This window comes from Rhizobium sp. IBUN (assembly GCF_000510625.1).
Classification (GTDB): Bacteria; Pseudomonadota; Alphaproteobacteria; order Rhizobiales; family Rhizobiaceae; genus Rhizobium; species Rhizobium altiplani.
Window position 1 is genome coordinate 1 of record NZ_AZNV01000063.1, and the last position, 24,516, is coordinate 24,516.

Genomic DNA, 24,516 nt, shown 5'->3' on the forward strand with positions numbered 1-24,516 from the left:
CCTCGAAATCGCGAGCTCGACCGCATTGCTGCTTCTTTCGTCGCCGAATTCTGAAAACGCATGCTCCATCTTAACCTTGGAGATCACCTTGCCGCCATTGCGCATNAGGAGTTCGAGCAGGTCCTTCTCCGACGGTGCGAGTGCAATCTCGGCGCCGGCGCAGGTCACTCGTCGTGAAGCGATATCAAGTTGGATGTTCGCAAATTCCAATGTCGGCATCGAGGTGACTGGCGCGCGCCGCATGAGAGCACGAATGCGCGCGATCAGTTCGCCATTGTGGAAAGGCTTCGCAAGATAGTCATCCGCGCCTGCATCCAGGCCAACGATACGCTCATCGATCGCGCCGCGGGCCGTCAGCACGAGAACGGGCGTCTGAACCTTTGCACCTCTCAGTGATCTCAAGACATCAATTCCGTCCTCGTCAGGCAGGCCGAGATCAGAAGCAGAAGATCGTAGTCCGCTCCCTCAACAGCGAGCCGTCCCTCCTGCGCGGTCGCGAAGGCGTCGATTTTCCAACCGACGCTCCTGATAGCTTCGCAAAGTAGGTCGCGAAGCCGTAAGCTGTCCTCGATCAGCAGAATTCTCATCATGCCTTCTTTCGACCTGTAACCATCGACCAGACCGGATTTTCCCTGTGTCTCCAGCTTTCGATGACAGCGGCGCCGGCATGGATGAAAGCGAGGACCATGATGCTGTTGGTGATTGCGCTGTGCAATTCCTCAGCCACATCGTTAAGGCTGCGAGGCTGTCGATTTCCTGTCCGATGCGCGATGATCCGCCGAGCGTTGTTTTGCCGCTCGCGCCGGCGCGGCGTTCCGGTCGGGTAGCCCAAGCATGACAGTAGGCCACGGCAGCGTGCGGAAAATCTGACCGACAGGCAAGGGTCGATTTTCGTGTCCGATACTAGACACTCAATGTCTGCCCGGCGCTTCGATAAAGCATGTAGGCGGCAACGACGAAGATTAGGGCCGCGAAAAGACTGTTCAAAAGCCCCTTTCGCGCCGAAAGATGTCGGGCGAGATTGGCACCAACCAATCCTCCGACCACGCCGCCGGCGATGAAAACCGCTGCGAGCAACCAGTCAACATATCCGGACAGGGCGTAGTTGAGCGCCGTCGTCAATCCGAATGCAGTGACGGCGACGAGTGACGATCCGATTGCGAAGAGGATTGGCATTCCGGTCGAGGCGATCAGGCCTGGAACGATGAGAAAGCCGCCACCAATTCCGAAGAAGCCGGAGAACACACCTGTCAGTCCGCCAAAACCGGCCACCTTGTGCACGTTTCCTCGTGAGCATTGCGCACCTGGATCGCCTTCCGCTCCGCGCTTGCGGAGCATCAGGAAACCGACCGCAAGCATGAGAAGTGCGAAAAAGACAAGCAGCTTCTGTCCGTCGATCATCTTGCCGACGGTCGACCCGATGAAGGCTCCGATGATGCCCGCGACACTGTAGACGCCAGCGCATCGCCATTTGACATTGCCAAGCCTCGCATGCCCGAGGAGATTTGCAAATGCATTGGCGGCAACTGCAAAGGCGCTCGTCCCGATTGCGAGGTGAGCGCTCGGAACGCCGACGAAGTAGACCATGAGTGGAACGGCAAGGATCGAGCCGCCACCGCCGAACATCCCAAGGGTGAAGCCTACAAGTCCGCCGGAAACGGTCCCAAGAATATATTGCATTGCATCGAGGTACATGGCGATGGTTTTTCGGCCGCCGCGCGGCCTCCTCATACTCAACTAAAGCGACGTGGCGCGCTTACCCTTGATTGGGCGATGCGGTAGGCGAACATGCCCGCAATCATAGCCATAGCGAACAGAACGGTCTCCCAGCGCCCGGTGACGAGTGATGCGATCGCCGGACCGGGGCAGAAACCGACTAGGCCCCATCCTAGGCCGAAGAGAACCGAGCCGAAGACGAGCCTGGCGTCTATAGAGCGGCTAGTCGGAACGTGAAATTCTGTATCGAAGGCCGGGCGTGATCGATATTGCTTAATCGCATAGGCTACGGACGAGGGGATCAACGCGCCGCCCATGACAAAGGCGAGAGACGGATCCCAGTCTCCGGCGACGTCGAGGAAGGCAAGCACGCGAGCCGGGTTGACCATGTCCGATACGACCAGGCCAATGCCGAAAAGAATGCCGCAGAAGATCGAAGCAAGGATACGGCTGGTCATCACAGCCCTCCAATCAAATGCCGCATCATGTAGACAGTCACTGCCGCAACCGCCATGAAAGTCGCCGTGGCAACGAGCGAACGCGGCGACAATCTTGCCAGACCGCAGACGCCGTGACCGCTGGTACAGCCCGAGCCCAGTCGTGTGCCGAAGCCTACGAGCAGGCCACCGGCAATGAGAAGGATTGGCGACGATACGATCATCAACTCGGCATGCCGAATATAGGTGAACGCGATGCCAGCGCCGCCGACGATCCCGCCAATGAAGCCGATGCCCAGGGGACTGACGCCCGCACCCGTCCAGCCGAAGGCAGAGGCAGTCAAGCCGGATATGCCTGCGATGCGGCCGTCGAGTAGCAGGTAAAGTGCTGCTGACAGGCCGATCAGAAGGCCGCCGGAAAGCGGCCAGATGTAGTTCAAGTGAGACATGAGTGCTTACAGTGCGTTGATTGGAATCTTCAGATAGTGAATGCCGTTGTCCTCGGCCGGGGGTAGTTTGCCCCCACGCATGTTCACCTGCACGGAGGGGAGGATCAGCTTCGGCATCGCCAGCGTGGCATCGCGATCGTTGCGCATCTTGACGAAGTCGTCTTCGGTCACTCCCTCATGCACGTGGATGTTGCCTGTGCGTTCGGCGCCGATGGTCGTCTCCCAGGCGTAGTCGTCGCGCTTCGATGCCTTGTAATCATGGCACATGAACATGCGCGTCTCGTCGGGAAGTTGGGTCAGGCGCCTGATGGACCGGTAAAGCGTGCGGGCGTCACCACCCGGAAAGTCGCAGCGCGCCGTGCCGTAATCGGGCATGAACAGGGTGTCGCCGGGAAAGACGGCATCGCCGACGACGTAGGCCAGGCAGGCGGGCGTGTGGCCGGGAACGTGAAGAACCGTCGCATTCAGATCGCCAATCTTAAAGCGGTCGCCGTCCTGGAAGAGCTGGTCGAACTGGCTGCCGTCTCTTTGAAACTCCGTGCCGGCGTTGAAGATCTTACCGAAGACCTCCTGGACGCGAACGATCTCGCGGCCGATGGCAAGCTGGCCGCCGAGTTCAACTTGAAGGAGCGGCGCGGCCGACAAGTGGTCGGCATGTGCATGCGTCTCCAGAAGCCATTGAACTTCGAGACTTTCTGATTTCACGTAATCGATAAGGGCGCGAGCGGACACGTTTGTCGTTCGCCCGGATGCTGGGTCGTAGTCGAGCACGCTGTCGATGATTGCGCAGGCGTTCGAGTTCGGATCGCGGACGACATGGCTGACGGTGAAGGTCGAGGGATCGAAGAACGATCGAACGTCAGGCCGCTTCGAATGACTTTGAAGAGCTTCCTGGACGATCCCGGATGCGTGTGAAAGGGGGGTGTCTATAGCCGAGCTGGGCATGGCGTTCTCCATTTGGTAAAACTAAAATACATATTTACATTAAATATGCAAGCGTGTACTTTGATGTCCAACGGCTTTGCGAGGCTGGCCGATAGACAAGGGGAAAAATGGACGCGATGACTGAAAATATGGAGGCCGGGCTAGGGGCTTTGCGGATCAATGACAGGGCGCCGGGCTTTGTCGCGCGCTCCACAGCCGGCGAATTGTCGCTCTCGAGCTATCGGGGACGATGGCTCTTGCTTTTCTCTCACCCGGCCGACTTCACCTCAGTGTGCACCAGCGAGCTAATCGCATTCGCTCGTGCCCATGAGAGCTTTTCCAAACTAAACTGCGACCTTCTCGGCCTGTCCATCGACAGCCTCTATTCTCACGTCGCTTGGCTACGCGACATAGAACATAGCTTTGGAGTGAAGGTTAAATTTCCGTTGATCGAAGATTCGGCGATGGTGATCGCCAGAGCCTATGGCATGTTGGATAGTTCTTCCGAAAATAGCGGGTCCGTGCGGGCCACCTACGTGGTCGATCCGAAGGGGATCATTCGGGCCATAGTCTGGTACCCGATGAATGTCGGGAGATCGGTAGGCGAGCTCCTCCGTCTTGTCGAGGCATTGCAGACCTCGGAAAGGGAAGGGGCTCTGGCGCCCGAGGGCTGGAAGCATGGGGATGCACTGCTTGAGCCTGCTGCGGCTTCAATGGAGGAAGGCAACGACCTTCGCAAAGGCGAGTCCTGGTACTACCGGGAGCGACGCGGATGAGCGGCGCCGCTCTGGAAGAAATGCAGGAGAAGGCCGTTGAGGCTGCTGAGTTCATGCGACTGTTCAGCACACCAAGCCGGCTGATGCTTCTTTGCTGCATTGCGCAAAGAGAGCGTTCTGTCGGCGAAATCCAGGAAGAACTCGGTTTCAAGCAGCCGGCGCTTTCGCAGCAACTCGCGGAACTTCGCCAGGCGGGCCTGGTCGAGACCCGTCGCCACTCGCGCCAAGTCTACTACTCGATCTCCGATGGGCGCGTCGCGGTCGTCATGAGTATGCTCACGCAGATGTTCTGTGAGGTTGGATCGACAAGTGACGCGCAGATCGCGCCGGTCAGTCCCGCCAAACGACAATCCCGTGCGGGGGCCGGGCCTGCTATTTCGGGAGAAATGGCGCACTGGGCGCGACTGGAAAAGATGGACTGAGTTTGGAGGATGCCGGATGGAGATGCTCGGTTTCGAAGCGTCGCTCGACAATGCTCGGTCCGGCGCTAGCAACCATAGGCGAGCAGGTGACCAACTGGACCGCCAAGGCATTCTGCGCCTGATCCAAGGGACTCGTTCTTCTGCAGTGATCCAAAAGCGATGATGGGCATGGGGTATCCGGCCGAAATGCAAATTAAACAGAGGCGAAAATCCAGCTCATACCTGGGCGGCAGCGCCCCAAGCGTCTCCCGTGTCCGCTTGGGTGCCAGTCTAGGCGGTAGTTTCAAGGAAGATATGCAAAACCAATTGCAGTCACCACGGCCCACTCTCGATTTGATCGCGAAGACGTTGAGTTTTGACGATCGCCGCCCTAATGGCTTGCCAACATCTTCACGCCGCAAATGGGGGCGTCGCTCAGCGATCTGTTGTCACGACAGCAATATGGCGCTTGGATTGGGATCTATCTACACAGCCTCCTATTCTGGGCCCAAAGCTTCCTGCCTTTCAGTGCAGGGCGCTGTCACAGACTAGGGGCGAAGAAAGAGAGCAGCAGGCTGGTTTCCGAGAACAAAATTGCCGTTCTTAACCGGTTTCGGGTAGCTGTCAGGCTATGGTAGCGTTGGATAAAGGGGCAACCATCGGCTTCGAGCGCTAAGACAATGATATCCCAGGCACGCCACCAGTCGTACTGCGCAACACCATCGGTAACGATGTTCTTCGCCTTGATCGTGGCTTGGTTTACCTTGCTTGCGACATTCTACACTCATCCCACTATCGATATCAGCGTGTCCTCGGCGTTCTTCAGAGGGCCACTTTGCGCTGGGGCTCTTTCTGGGGTCGAATGCGGATATTTCCCGCTTCGTCGAATGGAAGTGTTCAAGGATATCCGTTGGATGCTCTACCTCCTTCCATACGTCGCCGCAATGCTCATCGTTGTGATGGGATTGATCGGCGCCTTCTCGAGACAGCTGCGGGAACATCTACCGATGACGCGCCTTTTGGTAGCGTTGATCAGTCTTGGTGTCGGACCTGGCCTATTGGTGAATTCGTTCCTGAAGACTTTTTCCGGTAGACCGAGGCCCTTCCAAACGAATCTCTTTGGCGGAAATCTGGATTTTACTGCCGCCGGAACGTTCGTCGGCGAGTGCACCCGAAACTGCTCATTCGTGTCCGGAGAAGCGTCGGGAGCGGGGTGGCTGTTGTGCCTTCTTTTCTTGGTTCCGGCTAATGCTCGCGTGTGGATTGCACCGCCGTTGATTATTGCTTCCACGACCATGGCGGCTTTGCGTGTCGCGGTTGGATCTCATTACGCTTCCGACGCGCTCCTCGGGTGGCTTCTGGCGGTAATCGTATTCATGGGGATGCTTATTTTGGAAAGTAAGATCCTTGCTGGTTGGGATAGAAGTTCAAAAAAGGCGAGCGAGCGTTCTTTGCGGGGCCGGTGGCGTCGAACCTCCGTTGATGGGTCGCAAACAGCCCGCTCTGAAGGATCCTGCAAGCCCCAAGAAGTTGGTGGACTATTTCAGACCCGTTCCCTAAGAGGGGGCGGGGACGTCACTTCGGGAGGATAGGCAGAAAAGTGAGTTCGATACACGACGTGTCCGACTGACTTTGCAAGAATCCAGTGAGTACGGTGGCCCGATGACCAGCAGACGGGCGCCGGTCTTGACCTTGTGCCGTTGAAATAGTCCATTCTGAGCTCTGGCCCATTGAGAGGACAGCAACCGTCTCCCAGACGAACAGATTAGGATCGAGGATGCGCACGGTGTGTTCGGCGAGAAACATCGCCCGCATTAGAATGAGAAGGTCAAGCGGGACAAAGACATTCTGCGCCTGTCCGAGCCGCGTCACTCGCAGGAAAGCTTCGGCCAGGGACCAGTCCTTGAGCGGCAGTGCGGTATAGTCGCCAATGATCTCCACAAGGCCGCGGCGAAACTCGCTTCGGTCCAGGTCTCCCCCCAGGATGCCAAGATCTATTGCGGCCTCAAGGAGCCAGTCGGCGTCCTGGCGAACGAAGGCCAAAGCAAAGGCGGCAAGCTTGCGGCGCATGGCCTTGTCAAGAAATCCGACGATCCCGAAATCGTGGAGGCAGAGCCGCCCGTCTTCAGTGATAAGGATGTTTCCCGGATGAGGGTCGCCGTGAAAGACGCCCAATACGAAAATTTGATGCAGATAGGCGTCGACGAAGTTTGCTGCGAGGCGAGGACCGGCCGATTTCAAAGATGCGTCGTCGATCCGCAGCCCGCTGCTCCGCTGCTGTACGATCACGGTCTCTGCGACCAGGTCGTCGACCACATCTGGAATTTCGAGCGCCGGCCAATCGGCGAAGGCCGCCACGAAGTGCCTGACGCTTCTTGCCTCGCGGCAAAAATCAATCTCCTTCAGGAGGTTGGTCCATATCTCCGTGATGATGCGCAGCGGCTGGTAGTGGCGCAGGCGCGGCATGATCACCGTAGCCACGCGCGCCAGCCAGAAGAGTGAACGCATGTCCTGATTGACCTGGCGTTTCAGGCCAGGCCGGCGAACCTTGACGATGACGCTTCGTCCGTCGTGCAAGTGTGCGGCGTGCACCTGCGCGACGGACGCCGCTGCAAGTGGCGTTTCCTCGAAGTCCGCAAACAACTCCGCTAGGGATTTGCCGAGACCGTGCTCGATCTCTAGCACGGCTACGCTCGTGGGGAAGGACGAGACATGGTCCTGCAATTTCTGCAATGCGACGACGTAGTCATCAGGCAGCATGTCCCGGCGTATGCTAAGCGCCTGGCCGAACTTGATGAATGTCGTGCCAAGTCTTTCAAGACTGAGGCGAAATCGCTCTGAGGACGATGGCCTTGAGGGGAGGAGGTGAAGCGCGCGCAGGCCGCTTCCCAGCGCGAACGCCATGGCCACGAAGATGATATGAGAGATACGGAATATCGGCATCTGACGTCTCTCGATCGGTTGCCCGTGCCTCACCTCGTGTGCTGATGCTCGAAACCGGCATGATCGGAGTGTTCATGCAGCGCAACGAAATTGCCGTTGATCGTTTTCGTGCCGACATGACCGAGGCCCGATACGGTCGCCGTCACTACGGCGTTCTGGATCCGAGCGCCGCGGCCTGCGTCGAAGATCGCGACGATGATGTGGTACTCGTGCACTCCGCCTGGAGTGCCGTCGTGCATGCCGGCTTCGGGATGCCACTTCGGGCAGCCGCCGACCCGCGAGTCCTCGTCTTCAGACAGGGTCGAGGCGTAAGATATCGTGAACACGCTGGTGATCAACGCGATGGCAAGGAGCGCAAGCAGACATTGCCGCCACATCGATCGATGCGCGCGCACTAAAGCAAGTGCCACTTCACGCCTGTATCCTGTTGACCGCAGCATGACCGTTCTCCTCATCGAAAGACCCGGCATCTGGCAACGTTGCTTCAGCTTTCGCCCAGGTGGATGCGGCAGCTTTTAATGTACCCGAGCTCTCGCAGTCTGCTTTGATTCCGATCAAGAAAAACCCGATCAACACGCGCGGCAATCACACGACTGAAGATCCACTGTCCGGAAGCGGACGGGCAGGCCCACGACAGGTCCCGACCGCTGTGACGCCTCAAAGGGCGCCACGCGGGATTTGGAGTTTTGCGCGGATACGAGGGATCGGTGAACTAACCGGCTCGCCTTCACAAGAACAAAAAGGCAGGCTTCGCAGATTGAGGCTTCCGAACTGCAACCGATAGAAAAAAGCTCGCCTTTGCGAGAGGCGATCTAAATCGCCACGCCCGGGAGAAGGCATGGCGTTACGAAGGCGTAGGAATATATGCTGACGCGGAGGAATAAATTCAATGGCTATATCCCCCGCGACCGCCCAGTTCGGAGATAGTCAACTGTCTATGGCCCGCGATATTCAATTGTGAAGCCACACAAGGCGGCATAGAAATGTGTTTGTATCCCACAGGGTGGCCACAATCAGATCATCATCAATACCAAGCTCGTCCGTGTGAGCCGGTCAAGCTGCCGATCGTTCGCGAGTGTTGTAGAATAGCCAGAACGGTTGGCGATGAGATACCCGAAAACCAAGTCAACTCCCTCGCCGTCTCTGCCGGCGGGGACGAAAAGGAGCAGACGCTAAATCAGCGTCTCGCCTGACGGGATGGTTTCGATCCGCTCGTATGGGTCATTCTTAGCGTGCCACTAAACGTGCGGAGAACCCTCGATCCTACACTTTGTACGCAGCCCGTTTCGACCGGCAAGTGGTCATTGACCGTTGGGAGCGGAACGGGCGATACTCAGCGAGATCTCAGCTAATGTTGCAACCCTTCCCGCGCTCGAGATCTCTTCGCTCGCAAGCAGCCAATGGCTGGTGAGGGGAATTGTCGAGGACGGATTTTCGGCCACGACCGGCCATCCGGAGGTCTGTAGAGGAAGAACCGGGCTAATTCAACGATCAGTTTCTCCATACTGGGCTTGGAACCGCCAACGTGGACGCAGGGTCGGCCGAAAGGGGAGGCACCTGTCGACTGGCCAATGCGATTGGGCAAACCGACTCCCGGCAGCGTAGGCTGCTTGTGCTCTTTCTCGAAGTGGTCAGGCGCCGCCGTTGCCTTCTGCCCGATAAAGCCGATCAAGTCAGCCTCTGACGTAGAAAAGCGACTGCGCCAGAGAGCGTTTGCAGGTTTGGATAGTCCCGCTCAAGAATTTCGACCCCTGTCATTTTATGGAGGCAGATCACGAAGTTCAGAAAGTCCATTGAATCGATCTCGAACTGGGCTCGGAACGTCCGTTCAGGGTCAACTGGTTCGCCTTCAATATCGGGAGCGACGGTGTAGAGGGACCTTCTGACGAGGTCAGCTAGTTCGGCGTCAATCATAGAGCCTCCGGATGTGAAACGAGCTCAGAAAAGCGGGTCAGGAACTGCGCCGCATGCCGGCCGTGGCTGACCCTGTGATCCCCGGCGAGCGTCATCTGGAGCACCCTACGAACCACGACGGCATCGCCGACGGCCCAGGGGCGGGAGCTTGCCGTGCCGCAGCCGACGATCGCTACCTGGGGAGGGTAGATGAGCGGAAAAACAAACTCGGCATTGCCCTCACCCAGATTGCTCAGGGTGATGGTTCCGTCTGTCATTTCCGAACTGTGCAGCCGGCCTAGTCTGGCGCGCGGTACAAGGTCCGCAATTGCGCCCATCAGTTCGTTGACGCTCTTTGAATCCGCATCACGTATCGCGGGTGCAATCAGGCCGCCGCCGCGCAAGGATGTAGCGAGCCCCATATGGACGACCGGCGACGACCGGAAGACCCCGTCTTCATAGCGGCCGTTGAGTTCCGGCACCTCCTTGAGCGCCAATGCGACCGCCTTCATTAATGGTGCAACGTAAAGAAGCCGCTTTTCAATCGGGCGAATGGCGTTTTGCGTCGTCAGCCAGTCGAACAAGGGAGTGACATCGACCGATTGAGCGACCCAATAGTGTGGGATATCACGATGTGACCGTGCCATGGCGGCGCTGATCGCCTTGCGCATCTCGTCACGATCGAGACCAGGCCGGTCTCCGCTCGGCTTCCTTTCCGGGGCAAGTTCGCATTCGATACTGCGTGGAACCTGGGCAAGTCCGATGACACCGTCAGAGCCAGGGGACAAGCTCTCGAGCGATATACCAAGGGCGGCGGCGCGCTGGCGCGCTGCTGGCGTGATCCGCGCGGAAGGTGCTCTCGGGGTGGTTGCCGGCCGTACCGGGCCGACCCGGCCGATTGGTCGCTGCTCCACCTTTTCGGTTGGTTTCGTACCAGGTAATGGCATCTGCACCTCATCGGCGCTGAGGATATTCGCAAGGGCGGTCCCGACGGGGACCCTGGATCCCGGCTGCACAAGCTGCTCGCCTATAACGCCCTCATTGAACACTTCAATTTCGATCGCGCCTTTCTGCGTTTCGACGAGCGCAATGACATCGCCTCGTTGCACGCGATCGCCGGGCTGCTTGAACCATTCGACAAGCGTCCCGGCTTCCATGTCAGCCCCCAGCGAAGGCATCTTGAACTCGATCATCGCCGCATCACCTTTCTGACGGCTGCGGCGATCGATTGTGGTTGGGGGATCGCGGCCTGTTCAAGATGTCTCGGATAGGGGATTGGCACCTCTGCGCTGCAAACCCGCTCCACCGGTGCATCGAGATCGTAGAAGGCCTGTTCTGTGATCCGACTGGCGATTTCCGCCGCAAGACTGCCGCTGCGCCAGGCCTCGTCGACGATGACCGCCCGATGGGTCTTCTTGACGGAGGCGACGATTGTCGCATCGTCGAGCGGACGAAGGGTTCTAAGATCGATCACCTCGCAGTCGATGCCTTCGCCTGCTAGCAACTCGGCTGCGCTCGTCGCCTTCTTGACACAACCGCTGTGGGCGATGATGGTGACATCGACGCCTTCCCGCCGCTTCGCAGCCTTGGTAATGTCTACCGACATGTCGCCCTCGGCCGGGAGTTCGCCCTCATCGTTATAGAGCGTGGCATGCTCCATGATGACGACAGGATCGGGATCAATAAGGGCGGTCCAGAGCATACCGCGGGCGTCCGCGACGGTTGCCGGTGCCACAACTCGGATGCCTGGGATGTGGCTGTACCAGCCCTCCAGGCTGTGAGAGTGCTGTGCCGCGAGCTGGCGCCCCGCGCCCGTTGCCATGCGGATGACAATGGGTACCGAGAATTGTCCGCCCGACATATGCCGGAGCGTCGCGGCGGTGTTGACGATGTGATCGAGCGCAAGCAGGCTGAAGTTTATGGTCATGATCTCTACGATCGGCCGCATTCCGCCAAGAGCGGCTCCGATGCCCGCTCCGACGAAAGCTGATTCCGACAGGGGCGTATCGCGAATTCGTTCATCGCCGAACTCGGCTGGCAGGCCGAGCGAGCAGGCATAGGCGCCGCCATAGCGGTTTACGTCTTCGCCCATCAGAAAAACGCGCTTGTCCCTTCCCAGCGCCTCGCGCAGCGCTTCGCGAACAGCCTCACGATAGGTCATGTGGCGGCTGGTCGTCGTCATCGTGCCAACTCCGCAGCCGGTGTGATGACATCACGGGTGAGATCTTCGACAGGCTCCCACTCCGCAGCTTCCGCGAAAGCGACAGCAGCATCGATTTCCTGGGCGACCTTCGCCTCGATCTCCTGGCGGTCGTCGGGGTGAAGAATGGCGGCTGAAACCGCCCAATTGGCGAACAACACAACTGGATCCCGCTTCTTCCAAGCTTCTATCTCAGCCTTCTCGCGATAGAGATCCGGATCGAACATCGAGTGAGCGCGGAAGCGATAGGTCTTGGCTTCTATGAAGCGGGGACCTTCGCCGCGGCGGACAGCATGTACTGCACGGCGCGCCGCGGCTTCGACGTCAACTACACTCATTCCATCTATTGCCTCAGAGCCGATGCCATAGACGGTGGCGCGTGCGCTGATTGACGGGTTGGACTGCGAACGAGAAAGCGCCGTGCCCATGGCGTAAAGATTGTTTTCGCAAACGAACAGAACCGGTAGATGCCAGAGGGCCGCAAGGTTTAAGGCCTCATGGAAGTCGCCCTCGGCAGCTGCACCTTCTCCGAAAAAGCAGCAAGTCACTCGTTCGATCCCCTGCATCTTGTCGGCGAGCGCAAGGCCGACGGCGAGCGGCAGTCCACCCGCCACGATCGCGTTTCCACCCAAGAAGCGATGGCGAGCGGAGAAGATGTGCATGGAGCCGCCGCGTCCCCTGCTGCAGCCAGTCACCTTTCCATACATCTCGGCCATCACCTCCTCCATCGGTAGGCCGCGAGCGAGGGCATGACCATGCTCCCGATAGGTCGCGACAATCGCTTCGTCTTCCGCCAGCGCGGAGATCACTCCGACGGCGGTTGCCTCTTCGCCGATATAGAGGTGTAGGAAACCGCGAATCTTTTCCTGGGTATAGAGCTCGACGCACTTTTCCTCGAAGCGGCGAATGCGCGTCATCTGGTTCAGCAATTCTAAAGTATGGTCGCGGGTAAGGTGGACGCGGTCGTTAGCGATGTTCTTCATCTTTCAACCTCAAGCGTCGAAGTGTCGCCTTCAGGCAGACCGAGTTCGCGGGCTTTTAGGAGCCGCCGCATGACTTTCCCGGATCGGGTCTTCGGCAAGTCGTCGCAGAAAGCGATGTATCGGGGTGCAACGGCCGGACCAAGCCGCTTTCTGGCGTGAGCGAGCAAATCCTTGCGTAGTGCCTCGCCCGGCGCATATCCCTCGCGCAATGACACGAACGCTTTGACCACCTCCATTGCAATAGGATCGGGCACACCGATCACGCCCGCCTCAGCGACAGCGGCATGTTCCAGCAATACACTCTCGACCTCGAAGGGTCCGATTAGGTGACCCGCTGATTTTATCACGTCGTCGACGCGACCCACGAACCAATAATATCCATCGGCATCCCGCTTAACGAGATCACCAGTAAGATACCATCCGTCTGCAAAGCATTTGCGATAGCGTTCCTCCTCATTGAGGTAGCCGGTAAACATTGAGGGCCATCCGGCCTTTAACACCAATTCCCCCTGTTCCCCCGAGGCATCGACGAAACACAGCGTATCGGATGTCCCACGTTTCACCACGGCAGCTCTGATCCCAGGAATAGGCCGGCCCATCGAGCCCGGCCTGATCGGCATGGAGAGAAAGTTGGAAATCATGATGCCGCCGGTCTCAGTCTGCCACCAGTTGTCGTGGATTGGTCGCTTCAGCACATCCCGACCCCAGATCACGGCTTGTGGATTGAGCGGTTCGCCTACACTGGCGATCAGGCGCAAACGGCTGAGGTCGTAACGTCTCGGCAGATCGTCTCCGGCTTTCATGAGCATTCGGATCGCAGTCGGTGCAGTATACCAGACGGTCACTCGTTCGCGCTCAAGATTGGCGTACCATCGTTCCGCGTCGAACTCTTCTTCGTCGGAGACGAGCGTACAGCCAATTAGGAGCGGCGCGATGATGCCGTAGGATGTGCCTGTTACCCAACCTGGATCGGCAGTGCACCAGAAGACGTCATCCTGCTTCAGATCCAGCGCGTAGGCCGCTGTGAGTTTGTGGGCGACGGCTGCACCGTGCACGTGCATTGCCCCTTTGGGCCGTCCGGTCGTGCCACTCGTGAAGTGAATGACAGCCAGATCTTCTGCACGGGTCGGCGCGATCTGGCACGTATTCGGCTGTTTAGCGAGTGCCTCTTCGAAATTCATTCCGCCATCGCCGCCGCCGACAAGGATGATGGTCTTCAGACTTGGTAAGTCGCCCAATACGGGTTTCACCTTACGTTCCAACAGTCGCGCGGTCGTGACCAACGCTTTCGCGTCGGCCATCTGCATGCGTGCCTTGATCGGCTCCGGACCAAAAGCGGAGAAGAGCGGGCTGAATACCGCTCCCCTTTTCCATGTTCCTAGGGCGGCGATATAAAGCGCCGGCACACGGCCGAGCAGCGTGAATACGCAATCTCCCTGTCCAATCCCCAGGTCGACGAGAACATTGGCGAAGCGAGCGCTATCTTCCGCAAGCTGTCGATAGGTCAACATCTTGGCAGGCTTTTCGATGGAAATCGAGCGCAGCGCGACCCGCTCACTCCACCCGGCGGCAACATGACGATCGGCCGCCTCATAGGCGACGTTGAAACAGCCTGGTGCGTCAGGGCGATCGCCAAAGGCCTCCTCCGGTTTTGGCCAGCCGAACCCGTCGCTTGCCACTTCATAGTCGGCTAGGTTAGGTGCCAGTCCCTCGTTGCCGTCTACCTTCTTTTCGATGACTATCGACATGGCTTCCTCCTGTTCCAGAATGATCGGAGAAGGGACCGGGCAGCATTGATTCTGATCAAAATCACCCGCGCATCCTGCAGGGTGCGACGACGCGATTAGCCGATAAAATCCGAACGAGCTTCTTTGCTCCTCCGGATTGGCGTCAAACGCCATTGCTAAATGGACCGGATCAAATCCAGTCAGCTGTCTTTTGCGACGCCGCTAAGACAGCCTTCGATTCCTCAGCGAGTGTATACTAGCATCGAACTCTCAACCCGCCATCAGGAATGGCCAGATTGGAAGAGAAGGCTGCTGAATATGGTCAGATAACAAAGGTCTCGCGAAACAGTTTTGAGGGTTTCACGCTTTCGCGACGTTTCTGGGAATTGCGATATGGCGGTGACCATTTTTTTCATTCGCATGGCTGCCCACAGCGGCATCATCGCTAACGACCAGTGAACCACACAAATTGATGAAGACCCCAGGAAGTCCCCAGATACTGCCGCGTCGGAATCGCGCTCATAAAATCACGACCACGCATGGGTGGCGCCTAAGTCGATGGGAATATTGTGCTATCGAGATTGAGAGCCATACTCCTGCGGGCATTTATGGAGCGCCAAGGGAATGCTAGCGCATCTGTGTGCTTGTTGGCTTGCGGCCCGACTTTTCACAATTGAGGTGGCTAAAGATGATCGACAAAGGCATCGCAGAACTGGCCAAACATCGCAAGCGCTTCCTCCAAGTAGTCTGGAAGCAACGGGGTACCAAGCAGATATGCCGCAGTCCGACCGTTACGTGCATCGATAGCCCTGGTTCGTATTTCGTCCCATTCTAGAGCTCCTCCGTCGCCACGTCCAAGCCACACGAGAGTGACCAAGTCGATCTGCTCATCCTCGCTGAGTGCCCACAGTGAACTTCGAAGCTCCTCCTGAATCGGATCGTCGGGTCCGTCTTCCAATACGGCAATCATGGAATCGTCCAAAGGGTTCGAGGCAGAACCTTCGTCCGTGTAGACATCCTTCACGTCAAACTCGCGCGCCTTCAGAATGAAAAAGCAGACTTTTTCCGGAGAGATGGTCGCCGGCCACGGGGGCATTTCATCGCGATGGAGTTTCATGCTCAGGTCCCTTACAGTCAAGCGGCGGTCCGTTCGCTACCAATCCATGTTGAGTGCCTTGGACGGCCAGTCAGCGAATCAGCCATAAGTCCCTTAATGATGATGGCGTAATGTAGAGTATCGTGGCGGGTTAAGGCATTGACCCATGTCAATTCGTACGTGTCAATTATGCTGAGCGAGGCTGGATGCTATCGGACTAGACCCTGGGCCTACGATAGCTACTCTGTTGAAAAAACCTATTGACAGCTTTTCCCGAAGCCTACCTAGGATCGCTATGCTACCGATCTCGTTTAGCCGTCGCCCCGGCGGAACGGCCGCCACACAGATGGCAATACGCCCATGAGATGAATTGCAATTGGGCAGATCCGGGAATCTCATCGAATTGTCAGCACGACGATTGTCGCAGTGGCAACTCATTCTGTGAACGGGCGACGCCGACAGGCGCGACCTTGAGAGACTGCTGAAGGTCGAAGCCCTTCGCTCGTATCCTTCTTTTCTCGTCGCGCGAAGGCCCTCCTTGCGTGTGACCGGTCAAAGGGAGGTGTCTGATCGCCCCTGATCGTCCTTGCGGTCGTCCGGAATTTCGGTCATCGTTGCCTCGGTTAGGAGCAGGACGCTTGCGACCGAAACGGCGTTCTCGAGCGCGACGCGAACCACCTTTGTCGGATCGACGATGCCTGCATCGAACATGTCGACGTAGGCCTTCCGGCCTGCGTCATAGCCGAAAGCTCCACTGCCTTCGCAGACTTTGGCGACCACGACGCCGCCGTCAGTAGATGAGTTCTCCGCAATCTGTCGAATAGGAATCTCTAGCGCGCGCCTGAGAATCTGTACGCCAGTTCGTTCGTCGCCGTCGCATTGAAGCTCTTCGGCGGTGATCTCATCGATGCAGCGTAGCAGACCGACGCCACCGCCCGGCAGAATTCCCTCGGCAACAGCCGCCTTGGTTGCATTAATGGCGTCGTCAAGAGCCTCCTTTTTCGTCTTCATCTCGGCCTCGGTGGCAGCTCCAACCTTGATTACAGCGACGCCTCCCGATAGCTTGGCCATGCGTTCCCGGAGCTTTTCCTTGTCATAGTCGCTGGTGCTTTGCTCGATTTCCTTCCGGATCTGCTCGACACGGGCCGCAATCGCTTTCTTCTCGCCTCCACCGCCAACAATCGTTGTTGCATCCTTGGTGACGACTACGCGTGCTGCATGACCCAGCTGTTCTAACGTCACAGTCTCCAGCTTGATGCCAAGATCTTCCGACAAGACCTGTCCGCCCGACAGTATTGCAATATCTTGCAGCATCGCCTTCCGGCGATCACCGAAGCCCGGTGCCTTGACGGCACAGTTGCGGAACGTACCCCGGATCTGATTGACGATTAGTGTCGCCAAGGCTTCGCCTTCGACGTCTTCGGCAACGACGAGCAATGGCATGTTGGCCTTGGCAATGCTTTCGAGCAATACGACACAGTCATTCAATGCGCTTAGCTTTCGGTCCACGAGAAGGATTGCAGCATCTTCCAGAACGATTTCCATCCGTTCCGTGTCCGTCACGAAATAAGGAGACAAGAATCCGCGGTCGAACTGCATTCCCTCGACGACGTCCAGGACGGTTTCCGTCGACTTCGACTCTTCGACCGTGATGACGCCATCATCACCGACTTTATCCATGGCGTCACCGACGAGCGATCCGATTTGCGGGTCGTTGTGCGCTGATATGGTGGCAACCTGTACCTTTTCTCGCTTTTCTGTGACCGGCCGACTGTTCCGTCTTAGTTGGGCAATGGTACAGGCGAGACCACGATCCAGGCCGTGCTTGATGTCGATTGCGCTTGCTCCGGCGACAACATTGCGCAAGCCATCGGCGAATATGGCCTGGGCAAGTATAGTTGCCGTGCTCGTTCCGTCACCCACCATTTCACCGGTTTTTTCTGCGGCCTGACGCAGCATACGGGCACCAAGGTTTTCTTCGGGGTCCTTTAGATCGAACTCCTTGGCGATTGTCACGCCGTCATTGCAGACGAGCGGCGTCCCCCACTTCTTCTCGATCAGAACCGCCTTCGACCGCGGTCCCAGCGTTACTCGTATCGCATCCGCGAGCTGCGTGGTCCCCTTGAGAATCTTTTCCCGTGCGGCCGAACGAAACAGAACTTGCTTGTGCGTCATAACATCACCTCCGTTGAAGGCGACTATATGTGTAGAGGCGAGAAGTTGCTTTGACAGCGATCAAACTAGTCACAACACGCCGTGAGATGCACCGCAGATCAGGTGTCACCCCGTCACAACGGGGCCGTGACGGATGTCGCGATCTTGCTCGCCTCGTCACCGAGTGAAGGTCGATGTCGATTGCATCGGCAGCGGCCGCAGGCGGGTCGACGAGGTCTTGCGCCAACATGATGTCGACAACGCCGCCGACATGATCGTTATGGGGGAGTACAATCAGCATCGCGGCTTCAGCAACGCCTAGTTGGTGGTGTCCCCGCAATTGACGCTCAAAACCGCAAAGATTCTGTTGCTTCTTGCACACCAGCGCAACGCCGCAAGGAGCGTGGCGCCGAACAGGCGACGACTTCAAATTGGCAGCGATCGCCAATTTCGCAGACGCATCAAACCGCTGCGATGATAAATGGTCCGATACCGCATATGGGAGGCGCGGTTGCGTCATCGCCATCCACGTAACATGTTGTGGCAGTCCAATCGGCAGAAATGTCGTACCGAACGCCACGCGAGGAGGAAAGTTGACGTGCATGCTAGTGAGCCTCCCACTTCAATACTCCATCCACATGCGCTTTCGGGCGCACGCGTCGCCAATGCCCTTGCTGTCGACCCTACCGTCGGACTCGATCGGCGGCAGGTTGAGCGACGCCTTAGGCGTTTCGGGCCGAACCTGCTTACAATCCGAGGCCCAATATCCGATGTCCGGTTGGTCGCGCGGCAGTTTGCCGGTTCAGTTGTAGCCCTTTTGGTCGCCGCGACGGTGCTTTCGCTGGCATTTGGCCAGTATAAACAGGCCGGGGCAATTGCCGCGGTGCTGATAATCAATGCGACCATAGGATATTACACCGAGCGACGGGCGGTACGTTCGATGGAGGCATTACGACAACTTGAGGCACGGACCGCGCGCGTGCGCCGAGACGGCCGTGCGCAGCAGATTCCCGCGGACCAGCTCGTCCCGGGCGACGTAGTCCTGCTCGACGCGGGTGATGTGGTTTCGGCGGATATGCGATGCTTGAGCTCCGCCGCTTTGAGTGCCGATGAGTCGGCATTGACCGGGGAATCCCTGCCGGTCGAGAAGGGTGTCAGCCCCAATCAGGAAGCCGCCGGTCTGCACGATCGCAGTGCGATGTTGTTCAAGGGGACCTACGTTGTGCGTGGCAGCGGCGAAGGCATCGTCACCGGCACTGGGCTCATGACCGAACTCGGACGCATCACCAAGCTGGTGGAAGACGCCGAAAGTGGAGAATCACCGCTCGAAAAGCAACTTGCGTTGTTGTCGCGCCAGCTCGTCTGGATCACCTTGGCGCTTGCTGCAGTCATTACTACCGTCGGGCTGTATTCTGGACGGCCAGCTCTTCTGATGGTGGAGACGGCGATTGCACTGGCGGTGGCGGCAATCCCTGAGGGCCTGCCGATCGTCGCCACTTTGGCGCTTGCCCGTGGAATGCTGCGCATGGCTCGACATAATGCTCTGGTTGAAAACCTCGCCGCTGTGGAAACTCTCGGTTCGACCACTCTCATCATCACAGACAAGACCGGCACGCTCACGGAGAACCGAATGGAGGTCGAGCGAATTTTGACGCCCTCCGGGGAGTTCTCTGTTGATCACCGGAGCGCCGCCATCCTGAACGAAGGCCGCGCCGTTGATCCGGCCGCAGATCCGGAATTGATGCGGGCGTTGTTGATCGGCGTGCTCTGTTCAAACGCCGACTACGACCGACAAGCCATGTCCGGCACTGGAGACCCTATGGAGGTCGCGCTTTTACGCGCGGGCAGCTTTGCGGGTCTCGAACGTCCGGCCCAGATTGATGCCTATCCGGAGGTGGCCGAACATCCCTTCACCACAGCAACCAGGCGCATGGCAACAGTCCACCGGCACGGCGATGGTCACGTTGCTGCGGTAAAAGGGGCGCCGGAGGAATTGCTCGCAGTGGCCGACTGCATTGGCACTAAGGAAGAACCGCTTGACGAAGCAACGCGAGCGGCCTGGCTTGCTCGCGCCGAGCAGCTTGCGGCGGATGGCTTGCGGGTCCTTGCCGTGGCGATTCATCCCAAGGCAAAAAAGGATCAGCCGATCATTGATGGCCTGGTCTTCTTCGGCCTTGTCGCCTTTCGCGATCCGCCGCGACACGATATTGCCGCGACGATAGCCGCATTGCGCGGTGCCGGTATTCGTGTGGTTATGGCCACCGGCGATCATCCAAGCACCGCCCTCAGTATTTCACGCGCTGTTGGGATGACGGAGCCGGGGGCGGCGGTCATGACCGGTGCCGCACTATCCAATGTGACCAGTGCAGACGAAACACTCCGACGCTCAATCGCCCGCCACCACGTCTTCGCACGAGTTAGCCCGGCACAAAAACTTGAGCTGATTACCCTCTTCCAGCGCGAAGGCGAGGTGGTCGCCATGACCGGTGATGGGATAAATGACGCGCCAGCACTTGCTAAGGCCGACATCGGCATCGCCATGGGGCAACGCGGTACGGATGTGGCGCGCGACGCTGCCGATATGGTGCTGTTGGATGATGCTTTTGCGACGATCGTGCATGCAGTCCGTGAGGGGAGGGTTATCTTCAACAACATTCGCCGCTTCTCGATGTATCTGCTTTCCTGCAACCTCGCCGAGGTACTCGTCGTCGGCTCTGCTATTTTTGCCGGGTTGCCTCTGCCACTGCTGCCTATGCAGATCCTCTTCCTTAACCTGGTAACCGATGTCTTTCCCGCCTTCGCGCTCGCCGCAGGCGAGGGTGAAGGGAACGTGCTTGTCCGCGCGCCGCGGCGGCCGAAGGAGCCTATCATTACAGCCGGACAATGGCGCTACATAGTGCTATGCGGGGTAGCAATTTCTACCACTGCACTCATGGCGCTGATGGTTTCTACCCGCTGGTTGGAGTATTCAAACCAACAATCGACGACGGTCTCCTTCATCACGATCGCACTTGCGCAACTCTGGCACGTCTTCAGCCTGCGCGAAAGAACTAGCGGGTTCTGCAGGAATGCCATAACCGAGAATCGTTTTGTTTGGTACGCGATCGCGCTTTGCCTCGGCCTAATGCTGGCAGCCGTAAATTTGCCGATCTTGGCAACGGCACTGGAAATGGCACCAATCGGTATGGAGGGTTGGGTGCTGGCAACGACCTGCAGCCTGCTGCCCGTAATGGCTTCGCAGTGCTGGCTAGGCCTAGGCCTGCGCTTGGCGAAGGCCATGACGGAACAGGAAGTGGCACCCCCAAAACGCAATCATTGGTTTTGATGTGGCATTCGCCATTGCTCTTCGACCGCGGGGAAGGCTAAACAGGACCGGCACCGTGAAGCACGGGACGGCCATCGCAATCGCGATCATCCGCCTGCAAAAGCTTCGTCAGTTTCCTCTCAGCGACACCTGATATTGAGCTTCCCGTGAGGTTTTCTCCGAAATTTGATTCAGCGCAAATTCAAAGCGATGTCCTTCTCCTATTATGAAAATAATGGGGGAGCCATGGTGAGTTCGAACGGTTCCTCAACTCTGAATGAGAGGAGGATTTCATGACGATGACTGTCTCGTTTCGTTCGGCCGCGCTTGCTATTCTAGTCGCTGCCGCCAGCGTCGCTGACGTTGCCGCACAATCGGCCGCGGTCGGTCCGCACCATCCCGATCCGACGCTCACGCAGCCGCGCGTGTTTTCCACAGCCCAAGGAATGCCATGGCAAGGCGGGATGCCCGGCCAGTGGGGCATGATGCCTCCGATGGGGCCAGGTATGATGGGCCAAGGGATGATCGGCCAGGGCCCTATGAACGGACTACCGATGATGGCCACGCGCGGGCAAGTAATGAAGATTATGTTCGCAATTGCGGACATGAACGGCGACGGTGGCCTCTCCTTCGACGAAGTCATGGCCATCCACAAGCGGATCTTCGATAGCGTGGATGCAAACAAAGACGGTAAAGTTGTCCCCGACGAGGTTCAGGCCTTTATGACGCCCTAGCCGGTCGCCGCTTTCGCAGCCTGCCACTGCGGAAAAGCTGCTGATTGCATTGCAGCGAGTTAATTAGAAGCCCTCGGCGAGGACGCCGGATACGGAGTGGTTTAGCTTGGATCAAGATTACCTCGATTTTGTCTGACTTCGCGGTCATCACCACCTGCAGCGGGATCTCGGGCATGACCTTTTCACCCCCCGGGGATTATCTGGAGTGTTTGGCCGCCGATAAGCCAGGGGGAGTGATCAGGGAAGGGTAGGCAAGACTGGCAAATCGACGTCAAGTGTCCGCCAGAAATCATTGGAAGGTGCGGGGCAGCAAGGAGCATTGAACAGGTTCAATGTCAAACCAAAGCATGCCGAGCAAGATCTCCAGTGTGAAGAAAGAGGATCTACCATGCTCGTCCAGGACCAATCCGCGATCGTGGCTTTCCTGAAGGAAGCCTTGCGCAGGGATGAGCTTCCAGTTGAAGTCATTCGTACGCATATCTCGATCATTTTTCTGTCAGGAGACCGCGCCTATAAAATGAAACGAGCGGTCAAACTTCCCTATGTCGATTTTTCTTCGATCGAGGCCCGGTTGGCTGCATGCCACAAGGAAATCGAGTTCAACGGCATCACCGCGCCGGAAACCTACCTTGGCGTCAGATTGATCACGGAAGAGACCATCGGCCATTACAGTATCGACGGCAGCGGCCCGACACGCGAAGCGCTCGTCGAAATGCGTCGTTTTGATCAGTCGGCGCTGCTCGACAACGTCGCCAGGTCGGGCGGCTTGACGCCTCAACTGATCAACTCGCTCGCCTATGCAATAGCGCGTTATCACCGTGGCTCGAAAGTTGACGGCACGATTTCAGGGCGAAAAGCCGTCTCTTTGATTCTCGAGATCAACGAAGCCGGATTTGCAACAAGCAATGTCTTTTCTCGAGAGGAAGTGCGAGAGCTCACATCGAGTTTTCATCGATCCCTGGGAAGCCTTGCAGACATCCTCGAACAACGCGGACAGGAAGGAAAGGTACGCAGGTGTCACGGCGATCTTCATCTCAGGAATATCTTCCTGCTGAACGGCGAACCACGCCTGTTCGACTGCATCGAATTCAATGATCAGATAGCCACGAGCGACGTACTCTATGACCTTGCGTTCTTGCTGATGGATCTATGGTATCGCAGCGAGCATGCGCTGGCGAACCGGTTGATGAATCGCTACTTTGATGAGACGGACGACGAGGAAGGCTTCGAGACGCTCCCGTTCTTCCTGGCACTTCGCGCTGCAGTTCGTGCCCACGTTCTTGCCACCACCGCGACAGATGCGCAGCCGCAGCAGCACGAGAACCTCATAAAGGAAGCAAGATCATATTTTCAGCTCGCAGGCTCGATGCTGCGTGCAAAACCACCCCGTCTGATAGCGATAGGGGGCCTCAGCGGCTCAGGCAAGACGACGCTTGCGGAAGCCCTGGCACCGCTTGTCGGCGCGGCACCAGGTGCCCGAATAATCGAGAGCGACAGGCTCCGGAAGGCGCTACACGGGGTTCCTCCCGAGACAAGGCTGCCGGCGGCAGCTTACCGACCAGAAATCTCGGCGAAGGTCTACCGGGAGATAGCTTGGCGCGCGCGGCTCCACCTGAAGGCGGGCGGTTGCGTGGTAGTTGACGGCGTCTTCGACAAGCCGCGGAATCGCAAGTTGATCGAGGCGTCGTGCAACGGCGATGAACGAGTCTTTCAGGGTGTCTGGCTTGATGCTGATCCGGCACTTCTTAGACGGCGTGTAGTCGACCGATTGAGGGGCGTCTCGGACGCCGGGATTGAGGTTTTGGAGCAACAGCTTGATCACGAGCTAGGCGCTATCGAATGGAAGCGGTTTGACGCAGGAAAACCCATCGAGGTTCTGATCGATGAGATCCTTCGCCCGCACGATGAAATCGAAGAAGACTTCGACGCGTCGATCTAGTAATGAATGAGGTATAAGTGGTCGCCACAGAGTGGCGCCTGGAAGCTGCCATGGATGTCGCGTTACGATGTGGCTACTCACCTACAGCTTCGTTACCCAAATTCTTGGAGCCTTTTAAGCGTCCCATTGTCGACGCCGAAGGGTGGTTGGATCTATCGCCGGCATCATCTGGAAAGCGTAAGAGTTGAGCGGCAAGAATTCGAGGCGCGAACTCTGAACCTTTGGCGCCTCGAATCCTTTCAGGCTTTAGCCGATGCGCAAGTGATCCTCGACGGCCTTTACGCCTGCAGCCGACCAGGCGGCGTGTTCGGCGGCCTGCCGCTCGGACCAGCGCTTGACAGTTCCATCAAGCGTGACCTTGCCATCAAGCACGTTCACTTGGATGGCTTGAGCCTCAAGTTCTGCGTCGCGTCGGAACGCGTCTTCGATCCGCCGTTTGACATCGCTCGAGGTGGGGCGAGGGGCAACCGCGATCAGGTTTGAGATGCCGACGACGCCTGCCAGATCGCGAATGGCGCTCGCAGCCGCGTTTTTCTGATATTGCCATTCAACCGTGCCTTCGAGGGTGACCCAGCCGTTCTGAACCCTGACGGTGACTGCATCCCTTGGCACGGTCGTACGCCATGCCAGCGTGCTGATCGAGCGCTTGGCGATTTCGTCGTCTGCGGTAACATGGGTGCCGTACGGACGCACCTCTATTTCCTGGGCGATAGCGTGCACGCCCTTCACGCGTCGAGCCGCACGCTCGGCGGCGTCCTTTTCGGAATAGGTGGCAACGTGGCCGGTCAGTGTGACCACACCACCTTCTGCCGTGACACCGATATGGGCCGCGTCGATGCT

20 protein-coding genes and 3 pseudogenes are annotated in these 24,516 nt (G+C 58.0%); 7 read left to right on the top strand and 16 right to left on the bottom strand.

Annotated features, from left to right (window positions below; genetic code table 11):
- The 6 genes and pseudogenes from RHIBUN_RS34420 to RHIBUN_RS0130740 all read right to left on the bottom strand — a co-directional run.
- A pseudogene (locus tag RHIBUN_RS34420) lies at nucleotides 1-587 on the bottom strand (response regulator transcription factor); the annotation flags it as partial.
- Nucleotides 587-721 (bottom strand): annotated as a pseudogene (locus RHIBUN_RS37740) (cytochrome B); the annotation flags it as partial. The pseudogenes RHIBUN_RS34420 and RHIBUN_RS37740, both read right to left, overlap by 1 nt.
- A 182-nt stretch (nucleotides 722-903) precedes the next feature.
- Entirely contained in the window at nucleotides 904-1,695 is a 792-nt protein-coding gene (locus RHIBUN_RS0130725) for a sulfite exporter TauE/SafE family protein (RefSeq protein ID WP_025662570.1), read from the bottom strand.
- Nucleotides 1,696-1,733: 38 nt separating this feature from the next.
- On the bottom strand, nucleotides 1,734-2,174 hold the full coding sequence (locus tag RHIBUN_RS0130730; RefSeq protein ID WP_025662571.1) for a YeeE/YedE family protein: 441 nt from the start codon (nucleotides 2,172-2,174) through the stop codon (nucleotides 1,734-1,736).
- On the bottom strand, nucleotides 2,174-2,602 hold the full coding sequence (locus tag RHIBUN_RS0130735) for a YeeE/YedE thiosulfate transporter family protein (RefSeq protein ID WP_025662572.1): 429 nt from the start codon (nucleotides 2,600-2,602) through the stop codon (nucleotides 2,174-2,176). The genes RHIBUN_RS0130730 and RHIBUN_RS0130735 overlap by 1 nt, the downstream gene beginning before the upstream one ends.
- Before the next feature lie 6 nt (nucleotides 2,603-2,608).
- Nucleotides 2,609-3,547: an MBL fold metallo-hydrolase gene (locus RHIBUN_RS0130740; protein WP_025662573.1), complete on the bottom strand. Its 939-nt coding sequence runs from the start codon at nucleotides 3,545-3,547 to the stop codon at nucleotides 2,609-2,611.
- A 116-nt stretch (nucleotides 3,548-3,663) separates the two neighbouring features.
- Here RHIBUN_RS0130740 and RHIBUN_RS0130745 point away from each other — a divergent pair, with 116 nt between their 5' ends.
- The 3 genes from RHIBUN_RS0130745 to RHIBUN_RS34425 all read left to right on the top strand — a co-directional run bounded on the left by RHIBUN_RS0130745 (nucleotide 3,664) and on the right by RHIBUN_RS34425 (nucleotide 6,295).
- Nucleotides 3,664-4,302, top strand: a complete 639-nt coding sequence (locus RHIBUN_RS0130745) for a peroxiredoxin (protein ID WP_037218094.1) — start codon at nucleotides 3,664-3,666, stop codon at nucleotides 4,300-4,302.
- Nucleotides 4,299-4,724 carry a metalloregulator ArsR/SmtB family transcription factor gene (locus tag RHIBUN_RS0130750; RefSeq protein WP_025662575.1) on the top strand — a complete coding sequence of 142 codons (426 nt, stop codon included), beginning with the start codon at nucleotides 4,299-4,301 and terminating at the stop codon, nucleotides 4,722-4,724. The genes RHIBUN_RS0130745 and RHIBUN_RS0130750 overlap by 4 nt, the downstream gene beginning before the upstream one ends.
- Before the next feature lie 986 nt (nucleotides 4,725-5,710).
- Nucleotides 5,711-6,295, top strand: a complete 585-nt coding sequence (locus RHIBUN_RS34425; RefSeq protein ID WP_245271774.1) for a phosphatase PAP2 family protein — start codon at nucleotides 5,711-5,713, stop codon at nucleotides 6,293-6,295.
- Here RHIBUN_RS34425 and RHIBUN_RS34430 read toward each other — a convergent pair.
- From RHIBUN_RS34430 to groL, 9 genes are all read right to left on the bottom strand, one after another.
- Nucleotides 6,279-7,646: an AarF/UbiB family protein gene (locus RHIBUN_RS34430; RefSeq protein ID WP_025662577.1), complete on the bottom strand. Its 1,368-nt coding sequence runs from the start codon at nucleotides 7,644-7,646 to the stop codon at nucleotides 6,279-6,281. The two genes, RHIBUN_RS34425 and RHIBUN_RS34430, sit on opposite strands and share 17 nt — an antisense overlap.
- A 29-nt stretch (nucleotides 7,647-7,675) precedes the next feature.
- Nucleotides 7,676-8,086: a hypothetical protein gene (locus tag RHIBUN_RS34960; protein ID WP_084659907.1), complete on the bottom strand. Its 411-nt coding sequence runs from the start codon at nucleotides 8,084-8,086 to the stop codon at nucleotides 7,676-7,678.
- A 1,228-nt stretch (nucleotides 8,087-9,314) separates the two neighbouring features.
- Nucleotides 9,315-9,560, bottom strand: coding sequence for an acyl carrier protein (locus RHIBUN_RS0130775; protein ID WP_025662579.1), 246 nt, complete (start codon nucleotides 9,558-9,560; stop codon nucleotides 9,315-9,317).
- Nucleotides 9,557-10,732, bottom strand: a complete 1,176-nt coding sequence (locus tag RHIBUN_RS0130780; RefSeq protein ID WP_025662580.1) for a dihydrolipoamide acetyltransferase family protein — start codon at nucleotides 10,730-10,732, stop codon at nucleotides 9,557-9,559. Before RHIBUN_RS0130780 ends, RHIBUN_RS0130775 begins: the two co-directional genes overlap by 4 nt.
- Entirely contained in the window at nucleotides 10,729-11,721 is a 993-nt protein-coding gene (locus tag RHIBUN_RS0130785) for an alpha-ketoacid dehydrogenase subunit beta (RefSeq protein ID WP_037218091.1), read from the bottom strand. Before RHIBUN_RS0130785 ends, RHIBUN_RS0130780 begins: the two co-directional genes overlap by 4 nt.
- Nucleotides 11,718-12,722 (bottom strand): pyruvate dehydrogenase (acetyl-transferring) E1 component subunit alpha, encoded by a 1,005-nt coding sequence (gene pdhA / locus RHIBUN_RS0130790; protein ID WP_025662582.1) that lies wholly within the window; start codon nucleotides 12,720-12,722, stop codon nucleotides 11,718-11,720. Before pdhA ends, RHIBUN_RS0130785 begins: the two co-directional genes overlap by 4 nt.
- Entirely contained in the window at nucleotides 12,719-14,470 is a 1,752-nt protein-coding gene (acsA, locus tag RHIBUN_RS0130795) for an acetate--CoA ligase (protein WP_025662583.1), read from the bottom strand. The genes pdhA and acsA overlap by 4 nt, the downstream gene beginning before the upstream one ends.
- A 661-nt stretch (nucleotides 14,471-15,131) precedes the next feature.
- Nucleotides 15,132-15,566: a DUF3775 domain-containing protein gene (locus tag RHIBUN_RS0130800; RefSeq protein WP_245271773.1), complete on the bottom strand. Its 435-nt coding sequence runs from the start codon at nucleotides 15,564-15,566 to the stop codon at nucleotides 15,132-15,134.
- 531 nt (nucleotides 15,567-16,097) lie between these two features.
- Nucleotides 16,098-17,720 carry a chaperonin GroEL gene (gene groL / locus RHIBUN_RS0130805; RefSeq protein ID WP_025662585.1) on the bottom strand — a complete coding sequence of 541 codons (1,623 nt, stop codon included), beginning with the start codon at nucleotides 17,718-17,720 and terminating at the stop codon, nucleotides 16,098-16,100.
- A gap of 154 nt (nucleotides 17,721-17,874) precedes the next feature.
- Between groL and RHIBUN_RS37745 the strand changes: the two are divergent.
- The 4 genes and pseudogenes from RHIBUN_RS37745 to RHIBUN_RS0130830 all read left to right on the top strand — a co-directional run.
- Nucleotides 17,875-17,994 (top strand): annotated as a pseudogene (locus RHIBUN_RS37745) (universal stress protein); the annotation flags it as partial.
- Nucleotides 17,995-18,234: 240 nt separating this feature from the next.
- On the top strand, nucleotides 18,235-21,024 hold the full coding sequence (locus tag RHIBUN_RS0130815; RefSeq protein ID WP_084659909.1) for a cation-transporting P-type ATPase: 2,790 nt from the start codon (nucleotides 18,235-18,237) through the stop codon (nucleotides 21,022-21,024).
- Between the two features lie 272 nt (nucleotides 21,025-21,296).
- On the top strand, nucleotides 21,297-21,737 hold the full coding sequence (locus RHIBUN_RS0130820; RefSeq protein ID WP_025662587.1) for an EF-hand domain-containing protein: 441 nt from the start codon (nucleotides 21,297-21,299) through the stop codon (nucleotides 21,735-21,737).
- 388 nt (nucleotides 21,738-22,125) lie between these two features.
- Nucleotides 22,126-23,676, top strand: coding sequence for a bifunctional aminoglycoside phosphotransferase/ATP-binding protein (locus tag RHIBUN_RS0130830; protein ID WP_025662589.1), 1,551 nt, complete (start codon nucleotides 22,126-22,128; stop codon nucleotides 23,674-23,676).
- A 246-nt stretch (nucleotides 23,677-23,922) separates the two neighbouring features.
- Here the strand turns inward: RHIBUN_RS0130830 and RHIBUN_RS0130835 are convergent.
- Nucleotides 23,923-24,516 (bottom strand): BON domain-containing protein (locus RHIBUN_RS0130835; RefSeq protein ID WP_025662329.1); only part of this gene is annotated, 594 nt, incomplete at its 5' end.